We start from the raw sequence: 24,041 nt of genomic DNA, 5'->3' as shown, positions 1-24,041 counted from the left end.
CCGGCCTCCGCCTCCCGAAGAAACCTTCCCCCTTCAAGAGAGAGTAAAGACTAGTGGTCAGCGCCGGTGCGGCCGAGCCCTCCCGCGCCGCGGCGGCGCCTCCCGCACAACGCCCTCGCACCACGCCCTCGGAACCGACGCATTCGCCCCGGCCGTTCGTACCGGCTGTTTCGGCCCGGCTGCCCGGGGCAGAGCGCGCCGCCCCCGCCCGCCCGCCCGCCCCCGCCCGGCGGCGCAGGCGGGCGGAGGCGGGCGGAGGTGGGCAGGGGCGGGCAGGGGAGGCGGACGGTCGCGGGGCGGGTCAGCCCAGCTGCGGGGCGACCCGGGAGGCGATCAGCTCCAGGTGGTCGAGGTCGTCCAGGTCGAGGATCTGGAGGTAGAAGCGCTCGGAGCCGACGGCGGCGTAGCGGCCGATCGTCGCCACCACCTCGTCGGGGGTGCCGGCCAGGCCGTTGGCCTTCAGCTCGTCCACGTCGCGGCCGATCGCGGCGGCCCGGCGGGCCACCTCGGCGTCGTCCCGGCCCACGCAGGCGACCAGGGCGTTGGAGTACACCAGGTCGTCGGCCTGGCGCCCGGCCCGCTCGACGGCGGCCCGGACCCGGCCGAACTGGGCGGCGCTCTGCTCGACCGAGACGAAGGGCAGGTTGAACTCGTCGGCGAAGCGGGCGGCCAGCGCCGGCGTCCGGGTCGGGCCCGTGCCGCCGACCAGCACCGGGATCTTCTCCTGGGCGGGCTTGGGCAGCGCCGGCGACTCGGTCAGCCGGTAGTACTCGCCGGCGAAGTCGAAGGTGTCGCCGACCTTGGTGTTCCAGAGGCCGGTGATGATCGCCAGCTGCTCCTCCAGCCGCCCGAACTTCTCCTTGGGGAACGGGATGCCGTAGGCGGTGTGCTCCTCCTCGAACCAGCCGGCGCCGAGGCCGAACTCGACCCGGCCGCCGCTCATCGCGTCGACCTGGGCGACCTGGATGGCGAGCACCCCGGGCAGCCGGAAGGTGGCGGCGGTCATCAGGGTGCCCAGGCGGATGGTGCTGGTGTCGCGGGCGAGGCCGGCCAGCGTGATCCAGGCGTCGGTCGGGCCGGGCAGGCCGCTCACCCCGCCCATCTTGAGGTAGTGGTCGGAGCGGAAGAAGGCACTGAAGGCGCCGAGCTCCTCGGTGGTCCGCGCCACCCGGAGCAGCGTGTCGTAGCTCGCGCCCTGCTGGGGCTCGGTGAAGATTCGAAGATCCATGCGGTCCATTCTGGGGCAGATCGCCCCGTGCTTCCGGGCGATCCGCGCTTTCGGCCACGCGGCGGGGCGGGGGGCGGGACCGGCCGGGCCGCGGGCGGCGGGGTGGCCAAGGTCTCAGCCCGCGCGGCCGCTCCCCCGCCGCCGCTCGCCTACCTTGGACGGATGTTCGCCACGCCCGACGAGTCCCACCGCGACTCCCCCGACCAGCCGGCCGGCTGCCCGCTGCCCGGGATCGTCGCCGCCTTCACGCCGCGGCTGGCCGAGTTCGCCTTCGAGCCCGGCTTCGTCGCCGCGGTCGACCAGCACGTCGCCCAGTTGCGCGAGCTGCTCTACGCGCAGGGCCCGGAGCTGCTGCCCCTGGCGCTGGACCGCGCGGAGCTGTCGCAGTACGCGGCGGAGTTCGTCGACGCGCTGATCGACATCGGCTGGCGGGAGCCGGTGGGGTACGACTTCGCGGTGCACCGGCTGACCGCGATCTGCTGGCTGGTGCGCGAGCAGGGCCTGCTCACCCGCTGAGGACGGGCGCGGCCGGGGCGATCCTCCCGGGCGGGCCCGGCGCCGGCGGGTCGCCGCGTACAGTGGCGGTCCAACGGACGGACGGCGGGGGCGGGACGGTACAGGGTGAACGGCGACACGGGGAGCACGGTCCGGGCGGGTCGCGAGAGCGGTGCGACCGGCCACCGGGCGCTGGTCTGGCGGGAGCTGCCCGAGCGCCCGGTGGCCGCGGTGCTGGTCCTGCACGGCGGCCGGGAGCACGGCCTCGGCCGGCCCGGCCCGGTCAACCTGCCCGGTCTGCGGATGACCGGCTTCGTCCGGGCCCTGCGCCGGGAGACGGCGGGGGCCGGGGTCGCGATCGGCACCGTCCGCTACCGCCACCAGGGCTGGAACGGCGAGCGCGCCGACGCCGCCCGGGACACCCGGGCCGCGCTCGGCGACCTGGCCGAGGAGCTGGGGCACGTGCCGACCCTGCTGGTCGGCCACTCGATGGGCGGCCGGGCGGCGCTGCGCGCGGCGGGCCACCCGAACGTCACCGGCGTGGTCGCGCTGGCGCCCTGGTGCCCGGCGGAGGATCCGTGCGAACAGCTCGCCGGCCGGAGCGTCCTGATGCTGCACGGCGACCGCGACAAGGTCACCGGCCCGGCCGACACCCGCGCCTTCGCCGCCCGCGCCCGCTCGGCCGGGGCCGGGGTCTGCGGCTACACCGTGGTCGGCAGCGGTCACACCCTCCTCCGGCGCTCCGGTGACTGGCACCGTGCCACCGCCCGGCTCTGCACCGGACTGCTCGGCCTGTGCGACCTGCCCGCCGAGGTCGGGGCCGCGCTGGCGCTGCCGGCCGGCAGCCGCGACGCCCTCGCCCTCCCGCTCCCCGCCCAGCCGCGCACGGCGCCACCGCGCCGCCTCACCCCGGTCCTGCCGACCGACGCCTGACGCCGCGCGCCGGCGGCCGCCCCGGCGGTCACCGCACCCCGGCGGCCGGGCCGGGCGCGGGCACCGCGCGCTCCGCCGCACGGCTGACCTCCTCCCAGCCGGCCCAGGTCTCCATCCTGGTCCGCGCGATGTCGAACGCCAGGTCGTAGACCATGCTCCCCAGCAGCAGGCGCAGCGGAGGCTCGTCGCTGTCGACGAGCCGGAGCAGCGCCTCGGCGGCGAGCTTCGGGTCGCTGTCGACCGAGCCCTCGGCGAACTGCTTCGCCAGTTCGGCCCGGAGCGGGTCGTAGGCGTCCAGGGTGTCGGTGCTGTGCATCGCCGTGTAGAGGTCGGTCCAGTAGCCACCGGGCTGCACGATGCTCACCTTCACGCCGAAGCCCGCCACCTCCCTCGCGATCGCCTCGCTCAGGCCCTCCAGCGCGAACTTGCCGGCGCTGTAGAGCCCGGTGCTCGGGAATCCGCCCAGCGCGGCGACGCTGGAGATCTGCACCAGGTGCCCGGAGCCCTGCCCGCGCAGCACGGGCAGCACCGCCTGGCTCACCCAGAGCGCGCCGAAGAAGTTGACGTCGAGGTGGGCCCGGGCCTCGGCCTCGCCGAACTCCTCGACCATGCCCATCGAGAGCATCCCGGCGTTGTTGACGACGATGTCGAGCCGGCCGAAGTGGCCGACGGCCTCGTCGACCGCCGCGAAGACGGCGCCGCGGTCGGTCACGTCCAGCCCGAGGGGCAGCACCCGCCCGGGGTGGGCGGCCGCCAGCTCCTCCAGCGGCCCGGTGGTGCGCGCGGCGACCGCGACCCGGTCCCCCGCGGCGAGTGCCGCGTCCGCGAAGGCGCGGCCGAGGCCCCGGCTGGCGCCCGTGATGAACCAGACCCGGTCGGTGCTTGCGGCTGAGGTGCGCATACCCGGTACTCCTCCACGTGCGAGAGACGAGACGGTTCGTCTCGTTTGATGCCTCCACTATCGTCCCCGTTCCGCCTTCTCGTCAAGACGAGACGTATCGTCTCATTGGCTTCGCGTGCGGCCGGCGATCCGGGTCGGGCGGTCCATCTGCACCGCGCACGACCCTTTTTGACGGTTCTCGACCGCGATGATCGCCCGGCCGGTAGCGTCACTCCTGTCGTCCGAGGCCCACCGGCACCGGCTGCCGCACGGGCACCGTGTGCCGCCCGGTGCGACATGTCAGGGCGGCGCTACGGGGAGCGCGCCTTCGTGTGGACCCCGAGGAGTGAGAACCAGTGATGACTGCCAGGCGCCACCGCGGAGTCGAGGCCACCGCCGGACGGGCGGCCCGCCGATGACCGTCGCACCCCGGCACCCCTTCGAGGCCGAGGCCGGTCTCGCCGACTACCTGGAACGGCACGCCCGCACCTCCCCCGAGAAGACCGCGATCATCCACCCCGACGGCCGGGAGCCGGACGGCGCGATCCGCTACCGCGAGCTCAGCTACGGCGAACTGCAACGCCGGGTCGAGGAGTTGGCGGCCGGGTTCAGCCGGATCGGGATCACCTCGGGCATGCGGACCATCCTGATGCCCAAGCCCGGACCGGATCTGTACATCCTCGTCTTCGCGCTGCTGCGGATCGGCGCGGTACCGGTGGTGGTGGACCCGGGCATGGGCATCAAGCGCATGCTCAACTGCTACCGCGCGGTGGGCGCGGAGGCCTTCGTCGGGCCCTCGGTCGCGCACGCCGTCCGAGTGCTCGGCCGCCGCACCTTCGCGACCGTCCGGATCAAGGTGACGCTGGGCCGGCGTTGGTTCTGGGGCGGCCACACCCTGGACGGGCTGCTCGGCGGCTCCGGCTCGGCGCCGGCCCGGCCGGTGACCGGCGACGACCTGATGATGATCGCCTTCACCACCGGGAGCACCGGGGCCGCCAAGGGCGTCGAGAGCGTCCACCGGATGGCCACCGCGACGGCCCGCCAGATGCACGCCGCGCACGGGCGCGACCGTGACGACATATCCCTGGTCACCGTCCCGATCTGGGGGCTGTTCGACCTCATCTACGGCTCGACCATGGTGCTGGCGCCGATCGCGCCGGCCAAGGTGGCGCAGGCGGACCCGGAGCTGCTGACGGCGGCCCTGACCCGGTTCCGGGTGTCCACCGTGTTCGGCTCCCCGGCGCTGTTCCGCGTCCTCGCCGCCCACCTGGAGCGCGAGCGCGTCCCGCTGCCCGAGCTGCGCGGCGTGGTGTCCGCCGGCGCACCCGTCCCGCCCGACCTGGTCGCCTCGCTGCGCCGGGTGCTGGACGAGCGGACCGGGATCCACGTCGCCTACGGCGCCACCGAGGCGATGCCGATCTCCTCGATCGAGTCCGCCGAGATCCTGGGCGAGACGGCGGCCCGGGGCGCGCTGGGCGACGGCACCTGCGTCGGCCGGCCGGTCGACGGGACGCTGGTGCGGCTGGTGCGGGTCGACGACGGCCCGCTGCCGGACTGGGAGGACGACCTGGCGGTCCCCGCGGGGGAGATCGGCGAGATCGTGGTGGCGGGGGACGTGGTCAGCCCGCGCTACCACGCCACCGCGGACGCCAACGCCCAGTACAAGATCCGCGAGCGGCCCGCCGACGGTCCCGAGCGGACCTGGCACCGGACCGGTGACCTGGGCTACCTGGACGACGCCGGGCGCCTCTGGTTCTGCGGGCGCCGGGCCCAGCGGGTGCGCACCGCCGGGGGCGACCTGCACACCGTCCGCTGCGAGGGGGTCTTCAACGCGCACCCGCTGGTCCGGCGCAGCGCGCTGGTCGGCATCGGGGCCCCCGGGGCCCAGCGCCCGGTGGTGTGCGTGGAGACCGAGGACGGCGTCTCCGAGGAGCAGTGGCCGGAGCTGCTGACCGAGCTGCGCCGGCTCGGCGCCGACCGGCCGCTGACGGCCGGGCTGCGCGAGTTCCTGCGGCACCCGGGGTTCCCGGTCGACATCCGGCACAACGCGAAGATCGGGCGCGAGGAGCTGGCCGGCTGGGCCGAGCGGCAGACGGCCGCCCGCACCTGAGCCGAACCGCGCGGGCCGGTCCGGACGGTGCTCCCGTCCGGACCGGCCCGCGCGGGTGCCGGGGGGTCAGCGCGTCAGCGCGTCAGCCAGAAGGCCTCGCGCTGGAAGGCGTAGGTGGGCAGGTCCACCCGCCGCCCGCCCGGCAGGGCGGTCCGCCAGTCGACGTCCTGGCCGCGCACCCACCGCCGGGCGAGCGCCTCCAGTCCGCCGGCCGTCCCGGTCGCCTGGGCCGCGGTGTCCGCCTCCGGCCGGCCGTCGATCACGTTCTCGGCCGGCGCCCCCTCGGCCACCGCCTTGAGCCCGCCGAGGAACCCCTCCCGGTCGGCGGCGAACACCACCGCGCGGTGCTCCAGGCCCGCCCGGCCGGTGGCCAGCGAGAAGGCGACGTCCAGGGCGGACGGCTCGGCCCCGGACTCCAGGAAGGCGGCGAGGCGCGCCGCCTGGGCGGCCAGCCCGGCCGCGGTGCGGCCCGACAGTGCCCAGGGCAGCGGCCCGTGCTGCCGAGCCGGAGCGCCCCCGGAGTCCGGGGCGCCCTCGGCCACGTGTTCCAGCACGACATGGGTGTTGGTGCCGCTCATCCCGAACGAGGACACCCCGGCCCGCCTGGGCCGACCGGTCTCCGGCCAGGACCGCGCCCGCGTCAGCAGCCGGACCGCGCTGGCGTCCCAGTCCACCTGCGGTGACGGCCGGTCCGCGTGCAAGGTCCTGGGCAGCACGCCGTGCCGCATGGCCAGCACCATCTTGATCACTCCGGCCACGCCGGACGCCGACTGGGTGTGGCCGATGTTGGACTTCATGGTGCCCAGCCAGAGCGGCCGTTCGGGCGAGCGGCCGGCCCCGTAGGCGGCCAGCAGCGCGGTGGCCTCGATCGGATCGCCCAGCGCCGTACCGGTACCGTGCGCCTCCACCGCGTCGACCTGATCGGGCGTCAGGTCGGCGTTGGCCAGAGCCTGCTGGATCACCCGCCGCTGCGCCGAACCGTTGGGTGCGGTGAGCCCGTTGCTCGCGCCGTCCTGGTTGACGGCCGAGCCGCGGACCAGGGCCAGCACCGGGTGCCCGTGCCGGCGGGCGTCCGACAGCCGCTCCAGCAGGACGACGGCGACGCCCTCGGCCATCCCCATGCCGTCGGCCTCCGCCGAGAAGGACTTGCAGCGGCCGTCCGCCGACAGCTCGCCCAGCCGGCTCAGCCCGACCAGTTCGGAGGGGTAGGACATCACGGTGACCCCGCCCGCCAGGGCGAGCGAGCAGTCGCCCTGGCGCAGCGCCTGGGCGGCCAGGTGCAGGGCGACCATCGAGGACGAGCACGCCGTGTCGACGGTGACCGCCGGGCCCTCCAGGCCGAGGGTGTAGGAGACCCGGCCGGAGAGGATGCTGATCACGTCGCCGAGACCGAGGTGCGCCGACAGCTCGTCGGTGACCTCGGCCCGCGCGCCGTAGCCCTGGTAGCGGGAGCCGATGTAGACGCCGGTTCGGCTGCCGCGCAGGGCGTGCGGGTCGATGCCGGCCCGCTCGACGGCCTCCCAGGAGGCCTCCAGCAGCAGCCGCTGCTGCGGATCCATCGCCAGCGCCTCGCTCGGGCCGATGTCGAAGAACCCGGGGTCGAACTCGGCGGCGTCGTGCAGGAATCCGCCCTCCCGCGTGCAGGTGGTGTCGGGGCGTCCGGGCTGCGGGTGGTAGAGGCCCGCGAGGTCCCAGCCGCGCTCGGTGGGCAGCCCGGAGACGGCGTCCGTACCGGCGTCGAGCAGCTGCCAGAGGTCCTCGGGCGTCCGGACGCCGCCCGGCAGCCGGCAGCTCATCGCCACGATCGCGACGGGGTCGTCCCCGGCCGCGGCACCGGCGGGCGCCGGGTGCTCGGCCACCTGGGGCGACTCCCCCAGGATCTCGGTCCGCAGCCGGTCAACGAGCGCCCGGACCGTCGGGTGGTCGAAGACCACGGTGGTCGGCAGCCGCAGGCCGGTCGCGGCGTTCAGCCGGTTGCGCAGGTCGACCGAGGCCAGCGACTCGAAGCCGAGTTCGCGGAAGGGCCGCCCGGTCGCGATCGCCTCGGGCGAGTCGTGGCCGAGCACCGCCGCCACCGTCCCGGCGACCAGTTCCAGCAGCTCCCGGTCGGCCTCCGCCGCCGGGCGGCCCGCCAGGCGGTCGCGCCACCGGGCGAGGGCGTCCGCCGCGTGCCCGGGCTCCGGCTGCTCGCTCCGGCGGCCCCGGCGGGCCTCGGGGATGGCGTCCAGGAGCGGCCGCGGCCGGGCGGAGGCGAAGGTCGGCACGAAGCGGTCCCAGGCCACGTCGACCAGGGCGACGAAGGTCTCGTCGCGGTCCAGCACCTGCTGGAGGGCGGCGACGGCCGGTTCGGGGTCCATCAGCGGCAGCCCCTGCCGGAACAGCCGGCGCTCGGCCTCCTTCGACGGGCCCTCGGGGCCCCAGCGGTCCGGGGTGTTCCAGAGCCCCCAGGCGACCGCGGTCGCCCGTAGCCCGCGCGCCCGGCGCTGCTGCGCGAGGGCGTCCAGGTAGGCGTTGGCCACCGCGTAGGCGCCGTGGTCGCCGCTGCCCCAGACCCCTGCGACGGACGAGAAGAGCACGAAGGCGTCCAGGTCGTCCCGGTCGAAGATCTCGTCGAGGTGGCGGGCGCCGTCCGCCTTGGCCGCGACCACCTCGGCGAACTCCGCCGGGGTGGTGGCGTCCAGCGAACTCAGCCGGATGAAGGCGGCCGCGTGCACGACGGCCCGCACCGGCGTGCCGTCCGCCGCCAGCCGGGCCACCAGCGCGGCGAGCGCGGACCGGTCCGCGACGTTGCACGCGGTGACCGTCAACCTGGTACCGGCGGCCGCGAGTTCGGCCCGCAGCGCGTCGGTGGCCGGACCGCCGGCGGCGGAGCGGCTGGTGAGCACCAGGTGCTCGGCCCCGCTGCGGGCCAGCCAGCGGGCGAGATAGGGGCCGACCGCCCCGGTGGCGCCGGTGAGCAGGACGGTGCCGCGCGGCCGCCAGCCGGCCGGTTCGGCCGCCGTCCCCGGCTCGGCCCCGGCCCCCGCTGCGACCTCGGCCCCGGGGGCCGGGGCCGACGCGCGGACCAGCCGGCGCGCGTACAGGCCGCCGGCCCGGACGGCCACCTGGTCCTCGTCGGCGATGCCCGCGAGCACGCCGCACAGCCGGGCACGCGCCCGGTCGTCCGGCTGCCCGGGCAGGTCGACCAGGCCGCCCCAGCGGTCGGGGTGCTCCAGGGCGACCGTCCGGCCCAGGCCCCAGAGGGCGGCCTGGCCGGGGCTGTCGAGCGGGTCGGCGGCGCCGACCGTGACCGCGCCGCGCGTCGCGCACCAGAGCGGGGCCGCGACACCGGCGTCACCGAGCGCCTGCACCAGGGTCAGCGTGAGCACCAGGCCCACCGACAGCGCGGGGTGCTCGGGGTGCGGCTGCCCGGCCTGCGCCAGCAGCGACAGCACGCCCGCCAAGGGCTCCGGCCCGCCCGCGAGTTCGCGCAGCCGGTCGGCCAGCCTGGCGCGGTCCGCGGCCGGGTCGAGCGCGATCCGCAGCACCCGGGCGCCGTGCTCGGCGAGGGCGCGTTCGGCCTCGGCGGCCCACGGGTCACCGGTGTCACCGGCCGGGACCACCACCAGCCAGGTGCCGGACAGGGCCGGCCCGGACGGCTCGCGGAGCGGCTGCCAGTCGATGACGTACCGCCAGCCGTCCACCACGGACAGCGTCCGCTGCCGCTGTCGCCAGGCGGCGAGCAGCGGCAGGGCGGGCGCCAGGGCGTCGACGGCCGCCCCGCCGTCCGGTCCGGCGCCCAGCGCGCGGGCCAGGGCCTCGATGTCGCCCTGCTCGACGGCCGCCCAGAACGGCTGGTCCGCGAGCGGCCGGCCGCCCGGCTCCGGCTCCTCCTCCGGCTCGGCGTCGAGCCAGTAGCGGCGGCGCTGGAAGGCGTAGGTGGGCAGCTCGACCGGGCGCCCGCCGGCGGTGGCGGCGCTCCAGTCGACCGGCACACCGGCGGCCCAGAGCCCGGCCACCGAGGCCAGCAAGCGCTCCGGCCCGCCCTCGTCACGGCGCAGCGTGCCCGTCACCGTCGCCGTGGCCTCCGCGCTCTCGACGGTGTCCTGGATGCTCGCCGCCAGCACCGGGTGGGGGCTGACCTCGACGAAGACCCGGTGGTCGTCGTCGAGCAGCGCCCGGGTGGCGGCCTCGAACTCCACCGGCTGGCGCAGATTGGCGTACCAGTAGGCGGCGTCCAGCTCCCGCCCCTCCATCAGCCGACCGGTGACCGAGGAGTAGAACGGGATCGCGGCCGGGCCCGGCACGACCGGCGCCAGTACCCCGGCCAGCTCGTCCCGGACCAGATCGATCTGCGGCCCGTGCGAGGCGACGCCCGCCTGGACCCGGCGGACCCGGACGCCGTCCGCCTCGCAGTCCTTCACGAAGGCGCCCAGCGCGTCGAGGTCCCCCGACACCACCACGGTGCCCGGCCCGTTCACGGCCGCCACCGAGAGCCGGCCCTCCCAGGCCCGCAGGCGTTCGCGCACCTGCTCCACCGGCAGGAACACCGGGGCCAGCCCACCGAGTCCGGCCAGTCGGGCCAGGGCCCGGCTGCGCAGCGCGGCCAGCCGGGCGGCGTCCGGGAGCGTCAGCACACCGGCCACGCAGGCCGCCGCCACCTCGCCCTGGGAGTGCCCCACCACGGCCGAGGGTTCCACCCCGAAGGAGCGCCAGACCGCCGCCAGCGACACCAGGACGGAGAACAGCACGGGCTGGACGACGTCGATCCGGTCCAGCGACGGCGCGCCGGGCGCGCCCCGCAGGACGTCCAGGAGGTCCCAGTCGACGAAGGGCTTCAGCGCCTCGGCGCACTCCGCCATGCGGTCCCGGAAGGCCTCCGACTCCGCCAGCAGCTCGACACCCATCCCGAGCCACTGCGAGCCCTGGCCCGGGAAGACGAAGACGGTGCCGTCGTGCTCGGTGACGGCGGACCGGACCACCGCGGCGGCGGGTCGGCCCTCGGCCAGCGCGTCCAGGCCGTGCAGCAGGGCCGCCCGGTCCGCGCCGAGGACCGCGGCCCGCTCGGGCAGCGCCGCGCGGGTGACCGCCAGCGCGTGGCCGACGTCCCGCACGCCCAGCTCCGGCCGCTCCCGCAGATGCGCCGCCAGCCGGCCGGCCTGGGCCCGCAGGGCGCCCTCGTCACCACCCGACAGCAGCCACGGCACCACACCGTCCCCGCTCGCCTCCGCCGACTCCGACGGCTCCGGCGGTGCCTGCTCCAGCACCACATGCGCGTTGGTCCCGCTGATCCCGAACGAGGACACCGCCGAACGCCTCGGCCGCCCCGTCTCCGGCCACGGCCGCGCCCGCGTCAACAGCTCCACCGCACCCGACGACCAGTCCACCTGCCCGGTCCGCTCGTCCGCGTGCAGCGTCTTCGGCAGCACACCGTGCCGCATCGCGAGGACGGCCTTGATGACCCCGGTGACACCGGCGGCGAACTGGGTGTGGCCGAGGTTCGACTTCACCGAGCCCAGCCAGGCCGGGTGCTCCTGCGGCCGGCCCTGGCCGTAGGTGGCCAGCAGCTCGACGGCCTCGATCGGGTCGCCCAGCGCGGTGCCGGTGCCGTGCGCCTCCAGCAGGTCGACCTGGTCCGGCGTCAGCCGCGCCTCGGCGAGGGCCTGCCGGATCACCCGGCGCTGCGCGGCGCCGTTCGGCGCGGTCAGGCCGTTCGACCTGCCGTCCTGGTTGATCGCGCTGCCCCGGAGCACCGCGAGCACCGGGTGGCCGAGGCGGCGGGCGTCGGAGAGCCGCTCCACCAGCAGCAGGCCGACCCCCTCGGCCATGCTCATGCCGTCGGCGCCGGCGCCGAACGCCTTGGAGCGGCCGTCACGGGCCAGGGCCCGCTGGCGGGCCAGCTCCAGGATGCCGTCCAGGGTGGACATCACCGTCACCCCGCCGGCCAGGGCGAGGTCGCACTCGCCCTGGCGCAGCGAGCGGGCCGCGAGGTGCAGCGCGACCAGCGAGGACGAGCAGGCCGTGTCCACCGTGACGGCCGGCCCCTCCAGCCCGAGCGTGTAGGAGACCCGACCGGAGGCGACGCTGCCCGAGCGGCCGTTGCCCAGGTAGCCCTCCAGCCCGTCCGGCACCCGGCCCAGCCGGGTGCCGTAGTCGTGGTAGCCGAGGCCCGCGAAGACGCCGGTCCGGCTGCCGCGCAGGGAGTGCGGGTCGATGCCCGCCGCCTCGACGGCCTCCCAGGAGGTCTCCAGCAGCAGCCGCTGCTGGGGGTCCATCCCGAGCGCTTCGCGCGGCGAGATGCCGAAGAACTCCGCGTCGAACTCCGCGACGTCCGTCAGGAAGCCGCCCTGCCGGACGTAGAACGTGCCGGGCACGTCCGGGTCGGGGTCGTACCGGCCGTCGATGTCCCAGCCGCGGTCCCGGGGCAGGTCGGCGATCACGTCCGCGCCGTCGGTCAGCAGCGTCCAGAGGTCCTGCGGGGTGCGCACCCCGCCCGGGAGGCGGCAGGCCATGCCCACGATCGCGATCGGTTCGGGCGCGGGGTCGGCGAGCTCGGCGTTCTGCCGGCGCAGCAGCTCGTTCTCCTTCAGCGAGAGCCGCAGGGCTTCGACGAGGCGGTCCTGGGTCTCAGCCATCTTTCCTCCACTGGCGGTTCCGGGTCGGTCGGCATGCGGGGCCCGGACGGGCGGACCGGCCGGGCGGTCGGGGCGCGGCGTCATGTCGTGCTGCCGAACGCGCGGGCGATCAGGTCTTCGGCGTCCATGCCGTCGAGCCGGTCGAGCTCGTCCTCCGCGACGGGCGCCGGGTCGGACGTCGGGTCGGGCGTCGGGTCGGGCGCCGAGACAGGGGACGGCTCGGGGGACGGCCCGGGGGCCGCTGCGGGGGCCGGGGCCTCCTCGGCGAGGCCCAACAGCACGTCGAGCAGGCCCAGTTCCCGCAGCCGGTCGAGCGGCAGCGCGGCGAGGGTCCGGCGGATCCCGTCCTCGTCGGCGCCGGTACCGGGCACCGCGACGGCGACGGCCCCGGGCGCCTCCCCGTCGGGGAAGAGCTCCCGCCGCAGCCGCTCGGCGAGTTCGCGCGCGCTCGGGCTCTCGAAGACCACGGTGGCGGGCAGCCGCAGCCCGGTCGCCGTGTTCAGCCGGTTTCGCAGCTCGACGGCGGTCAGCGAGTCGAAGCCGAGGTCCTTGAAGGGGCGGTCCGCCCCCACCAGGTCCGGCCCGTCGTGGCCGAGCACGGTGGCGGCGTGGCCCCGGACCGCCCGCAGCAGGACGCGGGTGCGTTCGGCCGCGGGCAGCCTGGTCAGCCGCAGGACGAGCGAACCGTCCTCCGGCCGGCCGGTGCCGGCCGTCCGGCGCGCCGGGGCGACCAGCTCGCGCAGCAGCGGGGGGACGTCCCCGCCGCGCTCGCGCAGGCCGGCCAGGTCGAGCGGCGCGGCCACCAGCGTCGACCGGTCCAGCCGGACCGCGGCGTCGAACAGGGCGAGGCCCTGCTCCGGGGTCATCCCGAGGGCGCCGCTCCTGGCCAGCCGGCCGTGGTCGCTCGCGCCGAGGTGTCCGGTCATCCCGCTGCTGGGCTCCCAGAGCCCCCAGGCGAGCGAGAGCGCCGGCCGGCCGGCCTCCCGCCGCCGGGCGGCGAGCGCGTCCAGGAAGGCGTTGGCCGCCGCGTAGTTGGCCTGCCCGGGGCTGCCGAAGACACCGGCGGCCGAGGAGTAGAGGACGAAGGCGGCGAGGTCCTCACCGGCGGTGAGCTCGTGCAGCGCGAGTGCCGCGTCGGCCTTGGGCCGCAGCACCGCGTCCAGTTGCTCGGCGGTCAGGGACTCCACCACGCCGTCGTCGAGCACGCCCGCGGTGTGCACGACGCCGCTCAGTGGCGGTCGGACCCCGGCGAGCAGCTCCCGCAGCGCGTCGCGGTCGGCGGTGTCGCAGGCCGCGATGGTCACCTCGGCGCCCAGTTCGCGCAGCGAGGCCTCCAGTTCACCGGCACCCTCGGCCGCCGGGCCACCACGGCCCACCAGCAGCAGATGCCGCACCCCGTACGCCGTCACCAGGTGCCGGGCCAGCAACGACCCCAGCGTGCCGGTACCACCGGTGACCAGCACCGTGCCCTCGGGGCCCAGCTGCCGAGGGACGGTCAGCACGACCTTGCCGACCAGCTTGGCCTGGCTCAGCTGCCGGAAGGCCTCGGGTGCCCGCCGGACGTCCCAGCAGGTCGTCGGCAGCGGCGACAGCACGCCCTGCTCGAAGAGGTCCACCAGTTCGGCCAGCATCTGCTGGATCCGGTCCGGGCCGGCGGCCGCCACCAGGTCGAACGCCCGGTAGGTCACGCCCGGGTGCGCGGCGGCCACCTCGTCGGCGGCGCGGACGTCGGTCTTGCCCAGCTCGACGAACCTTCCGCCACGGGGCAGCAGGCGCAGCGAGGCGTCGACGAACTCCCCCGCGAGGCAGTCCAGGACGACGTCCATCCCGCGCCCGCCGCTGGCCGCCAGGAACGCCTGCTCGAAGCCGGTGGTCCGCGAGTCGGCGATGCGGTCGTCGTCGAGGCCGAGCGAGCGCAGCGCCGGCCACTTGCCCCGGCCGGCCGTGCCGTAGACCTCGGCGCCCCGGTGCCGGGCCAGTTGCACGGCGGCCGTTCCGACGCCGCCGGCGGCGGCGTGGATCAGCACCGACTCGCCGGGGCGCAGGTCGGCCAGGTCGTACAGGGCGTAGTAGGCCGTCAGGAAGGCGACCGGCATGGCCGCCGCCTCGGCGAACGACCAGCCCTCGGGAATCCGGGCCACCAGCCGGGCATCGGCCACCGCGACCGGTCCGAAGGACTTGGGCAGCATGCCGAGGACGCGGTCCCCGGGGGCGAAGCCGGTCACCCCCTGGCCGGTCTCCAGCACCACCCCGGCGCCCTCGCCGCCGAGGTACGCCGCCGGGTCCGGGTACATCCCCAGCGCGACCAGGGTGTCCCGGAAGTTCAGTCCGGCCGCGCGGACCGCGATCCGCAGCTCGCCGGCGGCCAGCGGCGCGAGCGCCTCGGGGTGCGGGGCGAACGCCAGGCCCTCCAGGGTGCCCGACGCGTCGGCGGTCAGGTGCCAGGCGGGCGTGTCGGGCCGCTCAGGCGTGGCGGGCAGCTCAGTCGGGTCGGGCAGTGCCAGTTCACCCCGGGCCGCCACCGCCCGGGCCAGCCGGGGGGCGTGCAGTACGCCGTCGCGGACCGCGAGTTGGGGCTCGCCGGTGGCGACGGCGGCGTCCAGCAGCCCGGGGGCGGCGGGATCGTCGTCGAGGTCGACGAGGACGAACCGGCCGGGGTGCTCGGCCTGGGCGGAGCGGAGCAGCCCCAGCACGGCGGCGCCCACCGGGTCCGGCGCGCCGTCCGTCGCCCGGGCGGCCACCGCACCGCGGGTCACCACGGCCAGCGGGCCCGCGTCGGCGGGGGTTTCGGCCAGCCTGGCCCGGACCTCCGTCAGTGCGTGCCGGACGGCGTCCCGGACGGCCCGGGCCGGGTCGGCGTCGCCCGCCGCGGTGACCAGGATCCGCGCCGTCCGCGCGACCGGTCCGGCCGGGAGCGGCAGCGGCTGCCAGGCCACGTCGAAGAGCGCGTCGGGGGCCACCGCCTCGCGCTGCGCGAGCGCGCCGCCCGGGATCTCCCGGACCAGCAGCGAGGCCGCCGAGGCCACCGGACGGCCGTCCTCGTCGGCGACCAGCAGCGACACGCTGTCCTCACCGGTCGGCACCAGCCGGACCCGCAGCGCCGTGGCGCCCGAGGCGTGCAGGCGGAACCCGCTCCACGAGAAAGGGAGCCGGGCGGCGCCGCCGACGCCCTGGAGCGCCCAGGCGTGCAGGGCGCTGTCCAGCAGGGGGGGGTGCAGTCCGTAGCGCCCGGCCCCGGCGCGCTCGGACTCCGGGAGGCCGACCTCGGCGAAGAGCTCCGGACCGCGCCGCCAGAGGGTCCGCAGGCCGCGGAACGCCGGTCCGTAGCGGTACCCGGCCTCGTCGAGGCCCTCGTAGAAGCCCGCGGTGTCCACCGCGACCGCACCGGCGGGGGGCCAGACGGCCAGGTCGGCCGGCTCCTCCACGGGGTCGGCCGGGGCGAGGGTCCCGGAGGCGTGCCTGGTCCACGGTCGCCCCTCGCCCGGGCGGGCGTGGACGGTCACCGTGCGCCGTCCGGTGTCGTCGGCGTCCCCGACCGCGACCTGGATGCCGACCGCCGCCCGCTCGGGCAGCGCCAGCGGCGCCTCGATGACCAGTTCCTCGACGACCGGGCAGCCGGCCTCGTCACCGGCCCGGACGGCCAGCTCGACGAAGGCCGTCCCCGGCAGCAGCACCGTCTCCCGCACGGCGTGGTCGGCGAGCCACGGGTGGCCGCGCCGCGACAGCCGGCCGGTGAGCAGCAGGCCGTCACCGCCCGCCGGGGCGACCACGGCGCCGAGCAGCGGATGGCCGGCGTCCCCCAGCCCGAGGCCGGCGGCCGAGCCGCCCTGCTCGTCCGCCGCGGTCCGCACCCAGTAGCGGCGGCGCTGGAAGGCGTAGGTGGGCAGCTCGACCGGGCGGCCACCGGCGGTGGCGGCGCTCCAGTCGACCGGCACACCGGCGGCCCAGAGCCCGGCCACCGAGGCCAGCAAGCGCTCCGGCCCGCCCTCGTCACGGCGCAGCGTGCCCGTCACCGTCGCCGTGGCCTCCGCGCTCTCGACGGTGTCCTGGATGCTGGTGGTGAGCACCGGGTGGGGGCTGACCTCGACGAAGACCCGGTGGCCGTCGTCGAGCAGCGCCCGGGTGGCGGCCTCGAACTCCACCGGCTGCCGCAGATTGGCGTACCAGTAGGCGGCGTCGAGCTCCCACCCCTCCATCGTCTTCCCGGTCGTCGAGGAGTAGAACGGCACCTCGGCCGGTCCCGGCTCGACCGGCGCGAGCACCGCCAGCAGTTCCTCGCGCAACCGCTCCACCTGCGAGGTGTGCGAGGCGTAGTCCACCGGAATCCGCCGGGCCCGCACCCCGCGGTCCTGGCAGTGCGTCAGAAGCTCGTCCAGCGCCGCCGGTTCACCGGCCACCACCGTCCCCGCCGGGCCGTTCAGCGCCGCCACCTGGATCCGGTCCCGCCAGCGGACGATCAACTCACCGACCTCACCGGCGGGCAGCGCAACGGACACCATCCCACCGCGCCCGGCCAACCCGGTCAACGCCCGACTGCGCAACGCCACGATCCGCGCCGCGTCCGACAGCGACAACGCACCCGCCACACACGCCGCCGCGATCTCCCCCTGCGAATGCCCCACCACCGCCGACGGCTCCACACCGTACGACCGCCACAACTCCGCCAACGACACCATCACCGCGAACAGCACCGGCTGCACCACATCCACCCGCTCCAACGACGGAGCACCGGGCACACCACGCAACACATCGAGCAGATCCCAGCCGACGAACGGCCCCAACGCCTCCGCACACTCCGCCAACCGCCCCGCGAAGACCTCCGACTCCGCCAACAGCTCCACACCCATCCCGACCCACTGCGAACCCTGCCCCGGAAAGACGAACACCACCCGGTCGTCGGCCGTCGCCCGGGCCCGCACCGTCGCGGCGGCGGGCCGGCCCTCGGCCAGCGCGTCCAGGCCGTGCAGCAGCGCCGCCCGGTCCGCGCCCAGGACCGCGGCCCGCTCGGGCAGCGCCGCCCGGGTGACCGCCAGCGCGTGGCCGACGTCCCGCACGCCCAGCTCCGGCCGCTCCCGCAGATGCGCCGCCAGCCGGCCGGCCTGGGCCCGCAGGGCGCCCTCGTCACCACCCGACAGCAGCCACGGCACCACACCGACCCCGCTCGCCTCCGCCGACTCCGACGGCTCCGGCGGTGCCTGCTCCAGCACCACATGCGCGTTGGTCCCGCTGATCCCGAACGAGGACACCGCCGAACGCCTCGGCCGCCCCGTCTCCGGCCACGGCCGCGCCCGCGTCAACAGCTCCACCGCACCCGACGACCAGTCCACCTGCCCCGTCGGCTCCGCCACGTGCAGCGTCTTCGGCAGCACACCGTGCCGCATCGCCTGGATCATCTTGATCATTCCGGCGGCGCCGGCGGCGCCCTGGGTGTGGCCGAGGTTCGACTTCACCGAGCCCAGCCAGAGCGGTTCCGCCTCGGCGCGGTCCTGGCCGTACGTCGCCAGCAGCGCCTGCGCCTCGATCGGATCGCCCAGCACCGTTCCGGTGCCGTGCGCCTCGACGGCGTCCACGCCGCCGGCGGCGACCCCGGCGTTGGCCAGCGCCTGCCGGATCACCCGCTGCTGCGCCGGTCCGTTCGGCGCCGACAACCCGTTGCTCGCCCCGTCCTGGTTGACCGCGCTGCCCCGGACCACCGCGAGCACCCGGTGTCCGTGGCGGCGCGCGTCGGAGAGCCGCTCCAGGACCAGCAGGCCGACCCCCTCGGACCAGCCGGTGCCGTCGGCCGTCGCGGAGAACGGCTTGCACCGCCCGTCCGCCGCCAGCCCGCGCTGCCGGGAGAAACCGGTGAACGCGGCCGGCGTGGTCATCACGGTCACGCCGCCGGCCAGCGCCAGCGAGCACTCACCCGAGCGCAGCGAACGGCTCGCCAGGTGCACCGCCACCAGGGCGGACGAGCAGGCGGTGTCGACGGTGATCGCCGGGCCCTCCAACCCGAGCGTGTAGGAGATCCGGCCCGACGCGACGCTGCCCGCACCGCCCGTACCCGCGTAGGCCTCCAGCTCGGACGCCCCCTCGGCCCGGTCGAGCAGCGCGCCGTACTCGTGGTAGAGCAGCCCCGCGAACACCCCGGTGTCGCTGCCCCGCAGCGCCGCCGGGTCGATGCCCGCGTGCTCGAACGCCTCCCAGGAGGCCTCCAGCAGCAGCCGCTGCTGGGGGTCCATCGCCAGCGCCTCGCGCGGCGAGATGCCGAAGAACTCCGCGTCGAACTCCCCGGGGTCGGCGAGGAACGCGCCCGCGTCGACGTAGCTCTTGCCCGGACGGTCCGGGTCCGGGTCGAACAGCGTGTCGAGGTCCCAGCCCCGGTTCTCGGGGAAGCTCCCGACCACGTCCCGGCCCGCCGCGACCGTCTCCCAGAGGTCCTGCGGCGAGTCGATGCCGCCCGGGAAGCGGCAGGACATGCCGACGATCGCGATGGGCTCGTCCTGCGCCTCGGCGGCGAGTGCGGCCGGGCGGGCGCCCTCGGCCTCGCCGAACAGCTCGGCCTCCAGCCGCCGCGCCAGCACGGCCGGCGTCGGATGGTCGAACACCAGGGTGGCCGGCAGCCGGAGCCCGGTGGCCGTGGCGAGCCGATTGCGCAGCTCCACCGCGGTCAGCGAGTCGAAGCCCAACTCGCGGAAGGCGAGCGCCGGTTCGATCCCGGAGCCGGTGCTGTGACCGAGCACCGTCGCGGCGTGCGCGCGCACCAGCTCCAGCAGGGCCCGACCGCGCTCACCCGCCGGCCGGCCGGCGAGCCGCTCCGTCAGGGTGCCGGCCGCCCGGCCCTCGGCGGCGGCCCGGGCCACCCGCCGCCCCGGCCGGACCAGGCCGCGCAGCAGGGCGGGGACGGTCGCGTCCGCGGACCGCAGCCCGGCCAGGTCGAGCGCCATCGGCACCAGCACCGCCTCGTCGGCCACGAGCGCGGCGTCGAACAGCGCGAGCCCCTGCTCCGAGGAGAACGGCCGCACGCCGCTCCGGGCGATCCGGCGGTGGTCGGCCCGGTCCAGGTGACCGGTCATCCCGCTGGCCTCGGCCCACAGGCCCCAGGCCAGCGACACGGCGGGCAGCCCGCGCGCCCGGCGCGCCCCGGCGAGCGCGTCCAGGGCGGCGTTGGCCGCCGCGTAGGAGGCCTGGCCGGCGCCGCCGAGCACGCCCGCGGCGGAGGAGAAGAGGACGAACGCGGCGAGATCCTCGCCGGCGGTGAGCTCGTGCAGCGCGAGCGCGGCATCGATCTTGGGCCGCAGGACGACCGCCAGCCGCTCCGGCGTCAGCCCGGCCACCAGGCCGTCGTCCAGTACCCCGGCGGCGTGCAGCACACCGGTCAGCGGGCGCCGGAGGCCGGCGAGCAGCTCCCGCAGCGCGTCGCGGTCCGTGGTGTCGCAGGCCGCGATGGTCACCTGGGCGCCCAGTTCGCGCAGCGAGGCCTCCAGTTCGCCGGCGCCCGGGGCCGCCGGGCCGCCGCGGCCCACCAGCAGCAGATGCCGCACCCCGTACGCCGTCACCAGGTGCCGGGCCAGCAACGACCCCAGCGTGCCGGTACCACCGGTGACCAGCACCGTGCCCTCGGGATCGAACCGCGGGGCCGGTGCGCCGCCCCCGGACGGGATCGCCCGGACCAGCCGGGGCATCAGCACCTCGCCCGCCCGGAGGGCCAGTTGGGGCTCCTCGGAGGCGAGGACGGCGGGCGGCAGGAGCGGCACTGCGGCGGGGTCGTCGACGTCCACCAGGACCAGGCGCCCCGGGTGTTCGGCCTGCGCGGAGCGCACCAGCCCCCAGACGGCCGCACCGGCCGGGTCCGCGGCCTCGTCCGGCCGGACGGCGGTCGCGGAGCGCGTCACCACCACCAGCCGGTGGTCCGCCGACCGTTCGTCGGCCAGCCAGGACCGCAGGGTGTCGAGCGCCCGCCGGGCCAGCAGGTGCACGGCCGCCGCCCCCTCCTCCCCGGGCGCGGGGAAGTGCTCGACGACCACGGCCGGGGCCGGGGCCGCCGCCGCCGGCGCACCGGGCGCCGGCGCCCATGCGATCCGGTAGAGGGAGTCCCCGACGGCGGCGCCCCCCGCGCCGAACTCCTCGGCGGAGACCGGACGCAGGGCCAGCGACCGGGCGGTCGCCACCGGCTGCCCGGCGGGGTCGGCGACGGACAGGGCCATCCGGTCCGGTCCGTCCGGCCGCAGCCGGACGCGCAGGGCCGAAGCGCCCACCGCGTGGACGCGCACCTCGTTCCAGGCGAACGGCAGTCGGGTGGCGGTCGGGGCCCCGGGACCGGCTACCGCGTCGGTCCCGGCGCCTGAGCCTGCGCCTGCTTCAGCGTCAGCGTCGGCGCCGGTCAGGAAGGTGGCGTGCAGGGCCGCGTCCAGCAGCGCCGGGTGGAGCCCGTACCGGCCCGCCTCGGCCGACTGCTCCTCGTCCAGGCCGACCTCGGCGAACACCTCGTCGCCACGGCGCCAGGCGGCGCGCAGCCCCCGGAAGGCGGGCCCGTAGTGGTAGCCCGCCGCCACCAGCCGCTCGTACAGCCCGGCGGTCTCCAGGGCCACCGCGCCGGGCGGCGGCCACACTTCGGCGTCGAAGGCCTCCGGGGACCGGTCCCCGGCCGAGCCGGCGGCCGCCAGCACGGCGGTGGCATGGCGGGTCCACGGCTCCTCGCCGCCCTGGTCCGGGCGGGTGTGGACCCCGACCTGCCGCACCCCGGACGGCTGGGCGGCGCCCACCCGCACCTGCAACTGGAGACCGCCCTGGTCGGGCAGCACCAGCGGCCGTTCGATGACCAGCTCGTCGAGCAGCTCGCACCCCACCTGGTCACCGGCCCGGACGGCCAGTTCGACGAAAGCGGTGCCCGGCAGGATGGCGGTGCCCGCCACGGCGTGGTCGGCCAGCCAGGGGTGGGTGTCCAGCGAGAGCCGGCTGGTGAACAGGACTTCGTCGCTGTCGGCCGGTTCGATCACCGCGCCGAGCAGCGGATGGTCCGCCGTGCCGAGCCCCGCGCCGGTCAGTCCGCCGCTCGTGAGCCCGGAGGCGTTCAGCCAGTAGCGCTGCCGCTGGAACGGATAGGTCGGCAGCTCCACCCGCCGTGCGGGCGGGCCGCCGAAGGCCGCCGCCCAGTCCACCGGGCGGCCCTGGACGTGCACCTCGGCGAGCGAGCCGAGGAACCGGGCGGGCCCGCCGTCGTCGCGGCGGAGCGAGCCGGTCACGATGCCCTGGATCCCGGCCGCCTCCAGGGTCTCCTGGAGGCCCGCCGTCAGCACCGGGTGCGGACTGACCTCGACGAAGACGCCGTGGCCCTGCTCCGCCAGCGCCCGGGTCGCGGGCTCGAAGGCGACGGTCCGACGCAGGTTGCGGTACCAGTAGTCGGCATCGAGCTCGGCGCCGGTCAGCCAGCGCTCCTCGACCGTCGAGTAGAACGGCACCTCGGCCGGTCCCGGCTCGACCGGCGCGAGCACCGCCAGCAGTTCCTCGCGCAACCGCTCCACCTGCGAGGTGTGCGAGGCGTAGTCCACCGGAATCCGCCGGGCCCGCACCCCGTACTCCTGGCAATGCGTCAGAAGCTCCTCCAGCGCAGCCGGTTCACCGGCCACCACCGTCCCCGCCGGGCCGTTCAGCGCCGCCACCTGGATCCGGTCCCGCCAGCGGACGATCAACTCACCGACCTCACCGGCAGGCAGCGGAACGGACACCATCCCACCGCGCCCGGCCAACCCGGTCAACGCCCGACTGCGCAACGCCACGATCCGCGCCGCGTCCGACAGCGACAACGCACCCGCCACACACGCCGCCGCGATCTCCCCCTGCGAATGCCCCACCACCGCCGACGGCTCCACACCGTACGACCGCCACAACTCCGCCAACGACACCATCACCGCGAACAGCACCGGCTGCACCACATCCACCCGCTCCAACGACGGAGCACCGGGCACACCACGCACCACATCGAGCAGATCCCAGCCGACGAACGGCCCCAACGCCTCCGCACACTCCGCCAACCGCGCCGCGAAGACCTCCGACTCCGCCAACAGCTCCACACCCATCCCGACCCACTGCGAACCCTGCCCCGGAAAGACGAACACCACCCGGCCCGGGCCGGGGCCCGCCGCCACGCCGCGGACCACACCCGGCGCCGGGAAGTCCCCGGCCACGGCGTCGAGGCCGCGCAGCAGGCTGTCCGTGTCGGTCCCGAGCACCACCGCACGGTGCTCCAGCACGGCCCGGGTGGTCGCCAGCGCATGGCCGACCGCCGCCGGATCCTCGGCCCGGCCCGCCCCGAGGGCCAAACGCAGGCGCGCGGCCTGCTCGCGGAGCGCGGGCGCGCTGCGCGCCGACAGCAGCCACGGCACCACGGCGGACGCGGGCACCGGCGCGACCGCGGCCGGCGCCTCCCCCGGCTCCGCGTCCACCGGGGCGGGGGCCTGTTCGAGGACGACGTGCGCGTTGGTCCCGCTCATGCCGAACGACGAGACGCCGGCCCGGCGCGGGTGCTCCCCCGCCGGCCACGGCCGGGCCTCGGTGAGCAGCCGGAGCGCGCCCGAGGACCAGTCGATGTGCGGGGACGGCTCCTCGGCGTGCAGCGTCCTCGGCAGGACCTCCTTCCGCATCGCCATCACCATCTTGATCACCCCGGAGACGCCGGCCGCCCCCTGGGCGTGGCCGACGTTGGACTTCAGCGAGCCCAGCCAGAGCGGCTGCTCCGCCGGCCGGTCCCGGCCGTAGGTGGCGAGCAGGGCCTGGGCCTCGATCGGGTCGCCGAGCTTCGTGCCCGTGCCGTGCGCCTCGACCACGTCCACCTCAGCGGCGGACAGCCGGGCGTCGGCCAGGGCCCGCCGGATCACCCGCTGCTGGGCGGGGCCGTTCGGCGCGGACAGCCCGTTGGACCGGCCGTCCTGGTTGACCGCCGACCCGCGCACCACCGCCAGGACGTGATGCCCGTTGCGGCGCGCGTCCGACAGCCGCTCGACCAGCAGCAGCCCGACGCCCTCGGCCATCCCGAAGCCGTCCGCGCCGGCCCCGAAGGCCCGGCAGCGCCCGTCGGTGGACAGACCGCGCAGCCGGGAGAAGCGGACGAACTCCTCGGGGGTGAGCATCACCGTCACCCCGCCGGCCAGCGCCAGCGAGCACTCGCCCGACCGCAGCGACTGGACGGCCAGGTGCAGGGCGACCAGGGAGGAGGAGCAGGCGGTGTCGACCGTCACCGCGGGGCCTTCCAGGCCCAGGGTGTAGGAGATCCGGCCAGAGGCGACACTGGCGGCGCTGCCGGTGCCGACGTGCCCCTCCAGATCGGCCGGGATCTGCGCACCGCGCCGCGCGTAGTCGCCGTAGACCACGCCGGCGAAGACCCCGGTGTCGGTCCCGCGCACCGACACCGGATCGATGCCCGCGTGCTCGAAGGCCTCCCAGGCGGTCTCCAGCAGCAGCCGCTGCTGCGGGTCCATCGCCAGCGCCTCGCGCGGCGAGATCCCGAAGAACGCGGCGTCGAACTCGGCGGCCTCGTGCAGGAACCCGCCGGCCCGGACGTAGGAGCGGCCCGGCACGTCGGGGTCCGGGTCGTAGAAGTCGGTGAGGTCCCAACCGCGGTTGACGGGCAGCCCCGAGATCACGTCGGAGCCCGCCGCCACCAGGTCCCACAGGCCCTCGGGCGAGGTGACGCCGCCGGGCAGCCGGCAGGCCATGCCGACGATCGCGATCGGCTCCTGCCGGCTGTCCTCCACCTCCCGCAGGCGGTCGCGGGTCTCGCGCAGCTCGGCGGTCACCCGGTTG

Annotated in this window: 7 protein-coding genes; 3 read left to right on the top strand and 4 right to left on the bottom strand. The window is 76.5% G+C overall.

The features are described 5' to 3' along the window. Positions 1–301: 301 nt before the first annotated feature. Positions 302–1,228 carry an LLM class F420-dependent oxidoreductase gene (locus OG618_RS32100; RefSeq protein ID WP_329491098.1) on the bottom strand — a complete coding sequence of 309 codons (927 nt, stop codon included), beginning with the start codon at positions 1,226–1,228 and terminating at the stop codon, positions 302–304. Positions 1,229–1,390: 162 nt separating this feature from the next. Between OG618_RS32100 and OG618_RS32095 the strand changes: the two genes are divergently transcribed. Next, positions 1,391–1,744: a DUF6401 family natural product biosynthesis protein gene (locus OG618_RS32095; protein WP_329491097.1), complete on the top strand. Its 354-nt coding sequence runs from the start codon at positions 1,391–1,393 to the stop codon at positions 1,742–1,744. A 105-nt stretch (positions 1,745–1,849) separates the two neighbouring features. Beyond that, positions 1,850–2,656: an alpha/beta hydrolase gene (locus OG618_RS32090; protein WP_442906897.1), complete on the top strand. Its 807-nt coding sequence runs from the start codon at positions 1,850–1,852 to the stop codon at positions 2,654–2,656. Positions 2,657–2,684: 28 nt separating this feature from the next. Here the strand turns inward: OG618_RS32090 and OG618_RS32085 are convergent, their stop codons facing one another. Next, positions 2,685–3,557, bottom strand: coding sequence for an SDR family NAD(P)-dependent oxidoreductase (locus OG618_RS32085; protein WP_329491096.1), 873 nt, complete (start codon positions 3,555–3,557; stop codon positions 2,685–2,687). A gap of 394 nt (positions 3,558–3,951) precedes the next feature. Between OG618_RS32085 and OG618_RS32080 the strand changes: the two genes are divergently transcribed. Next, entirely contained in the window at positions 3,952–5,646 is a 1,695-nt protein-coding gene (locus tag OG618_RS32080; RefSeq protein WP_329491095.1) for a fatty acid CoA ligase family protein, read from the top strand. A gap of 74 nt (positions 5,647–5,720) precedes the next feature. Here OG618_RS32080 and OG618_RS32075 read toward each other — a convergent pair whose 3' ends face one another. Both OG618_RS32075 and OG618_RS32070 read right to left on the bottom strand, forming a co-directional pair. Beyond that, positions 5,721–12,260 (bottom strand): type I polyketide synthase, encoded by a 6,540-nt coding sequence (locus tag OG618_RS32075; RefSeq protein WP_329491094.1) that lies wholly within the window; start codon positions 12,258–12,260, stop codon positions 5,721–5,723. Between the two features lie 80 nt (positions 12,261–12,340). Next, positions 12,341–24,034, bottom strand: coding sequence for an SDR family NAD(P)-dependent oxidoreductase (locus OG618_RS32070; protein ID WP_442906966.1), 11,694 nt, complete (start codon positions 24,032–24,034; stop codon positions 12,341–12,343). Positions 24,035–24,041: the final 7 nt, after the last annotated feature.

This window comes from Kitasatospora sp. NBC_01246, assembly GCF_036226505.1.
Taxonomy (GTDB): domain Bacteria; phylum Actinomycetota; class Actinomycetes; order Streptomycetales; family Streptomycetaceae; genus Kitasatospora.
Note: the sequence above shows the minus strand (reverse complement) of the source record. Positions and strands in the feature narration are given on the sequence as shown.

Bases quoted from the DNA above. Each gene is read 5' to 3' on its own strand.
- OG618_RS32095 (WP_329491097.1), top strand. From the start codon at position 1,391: ATGTTCGCCACGCCCGACGAGTCCCACCGCGACTCCCCCGACCAGCCG.
- OG618_RS32075 (WP_329491094.1), bottom strand. From the start codon at position 12,260: ATGGCTGAGACCCAGGACCGCCTCGTCGAAGCCCTGCGGCTCTCGCTG.
- OG618_RS32100 (WP_329491098.1), bottom strand. From the start codon at position 1,228: ATGGATCTTCGAATCTTCACCGAGCCCCAGCAGGGCGCGAGCTACGAC.
- OG618_RS32085 (WP_329491096.1), bottom strand. From the start codon at position 3,557: ATGCGCACCTCAGCCGCAAGCACCGACCGGGTCTGGTTCATCACGGGC.
- OG618_RS32080 (WP_329491095.1), top strand. From the start codon at position 3,952: ATGACCGTCGCACCCCGGCACCCCTTCGAGGCCGAGGCCGGTCTCGCC.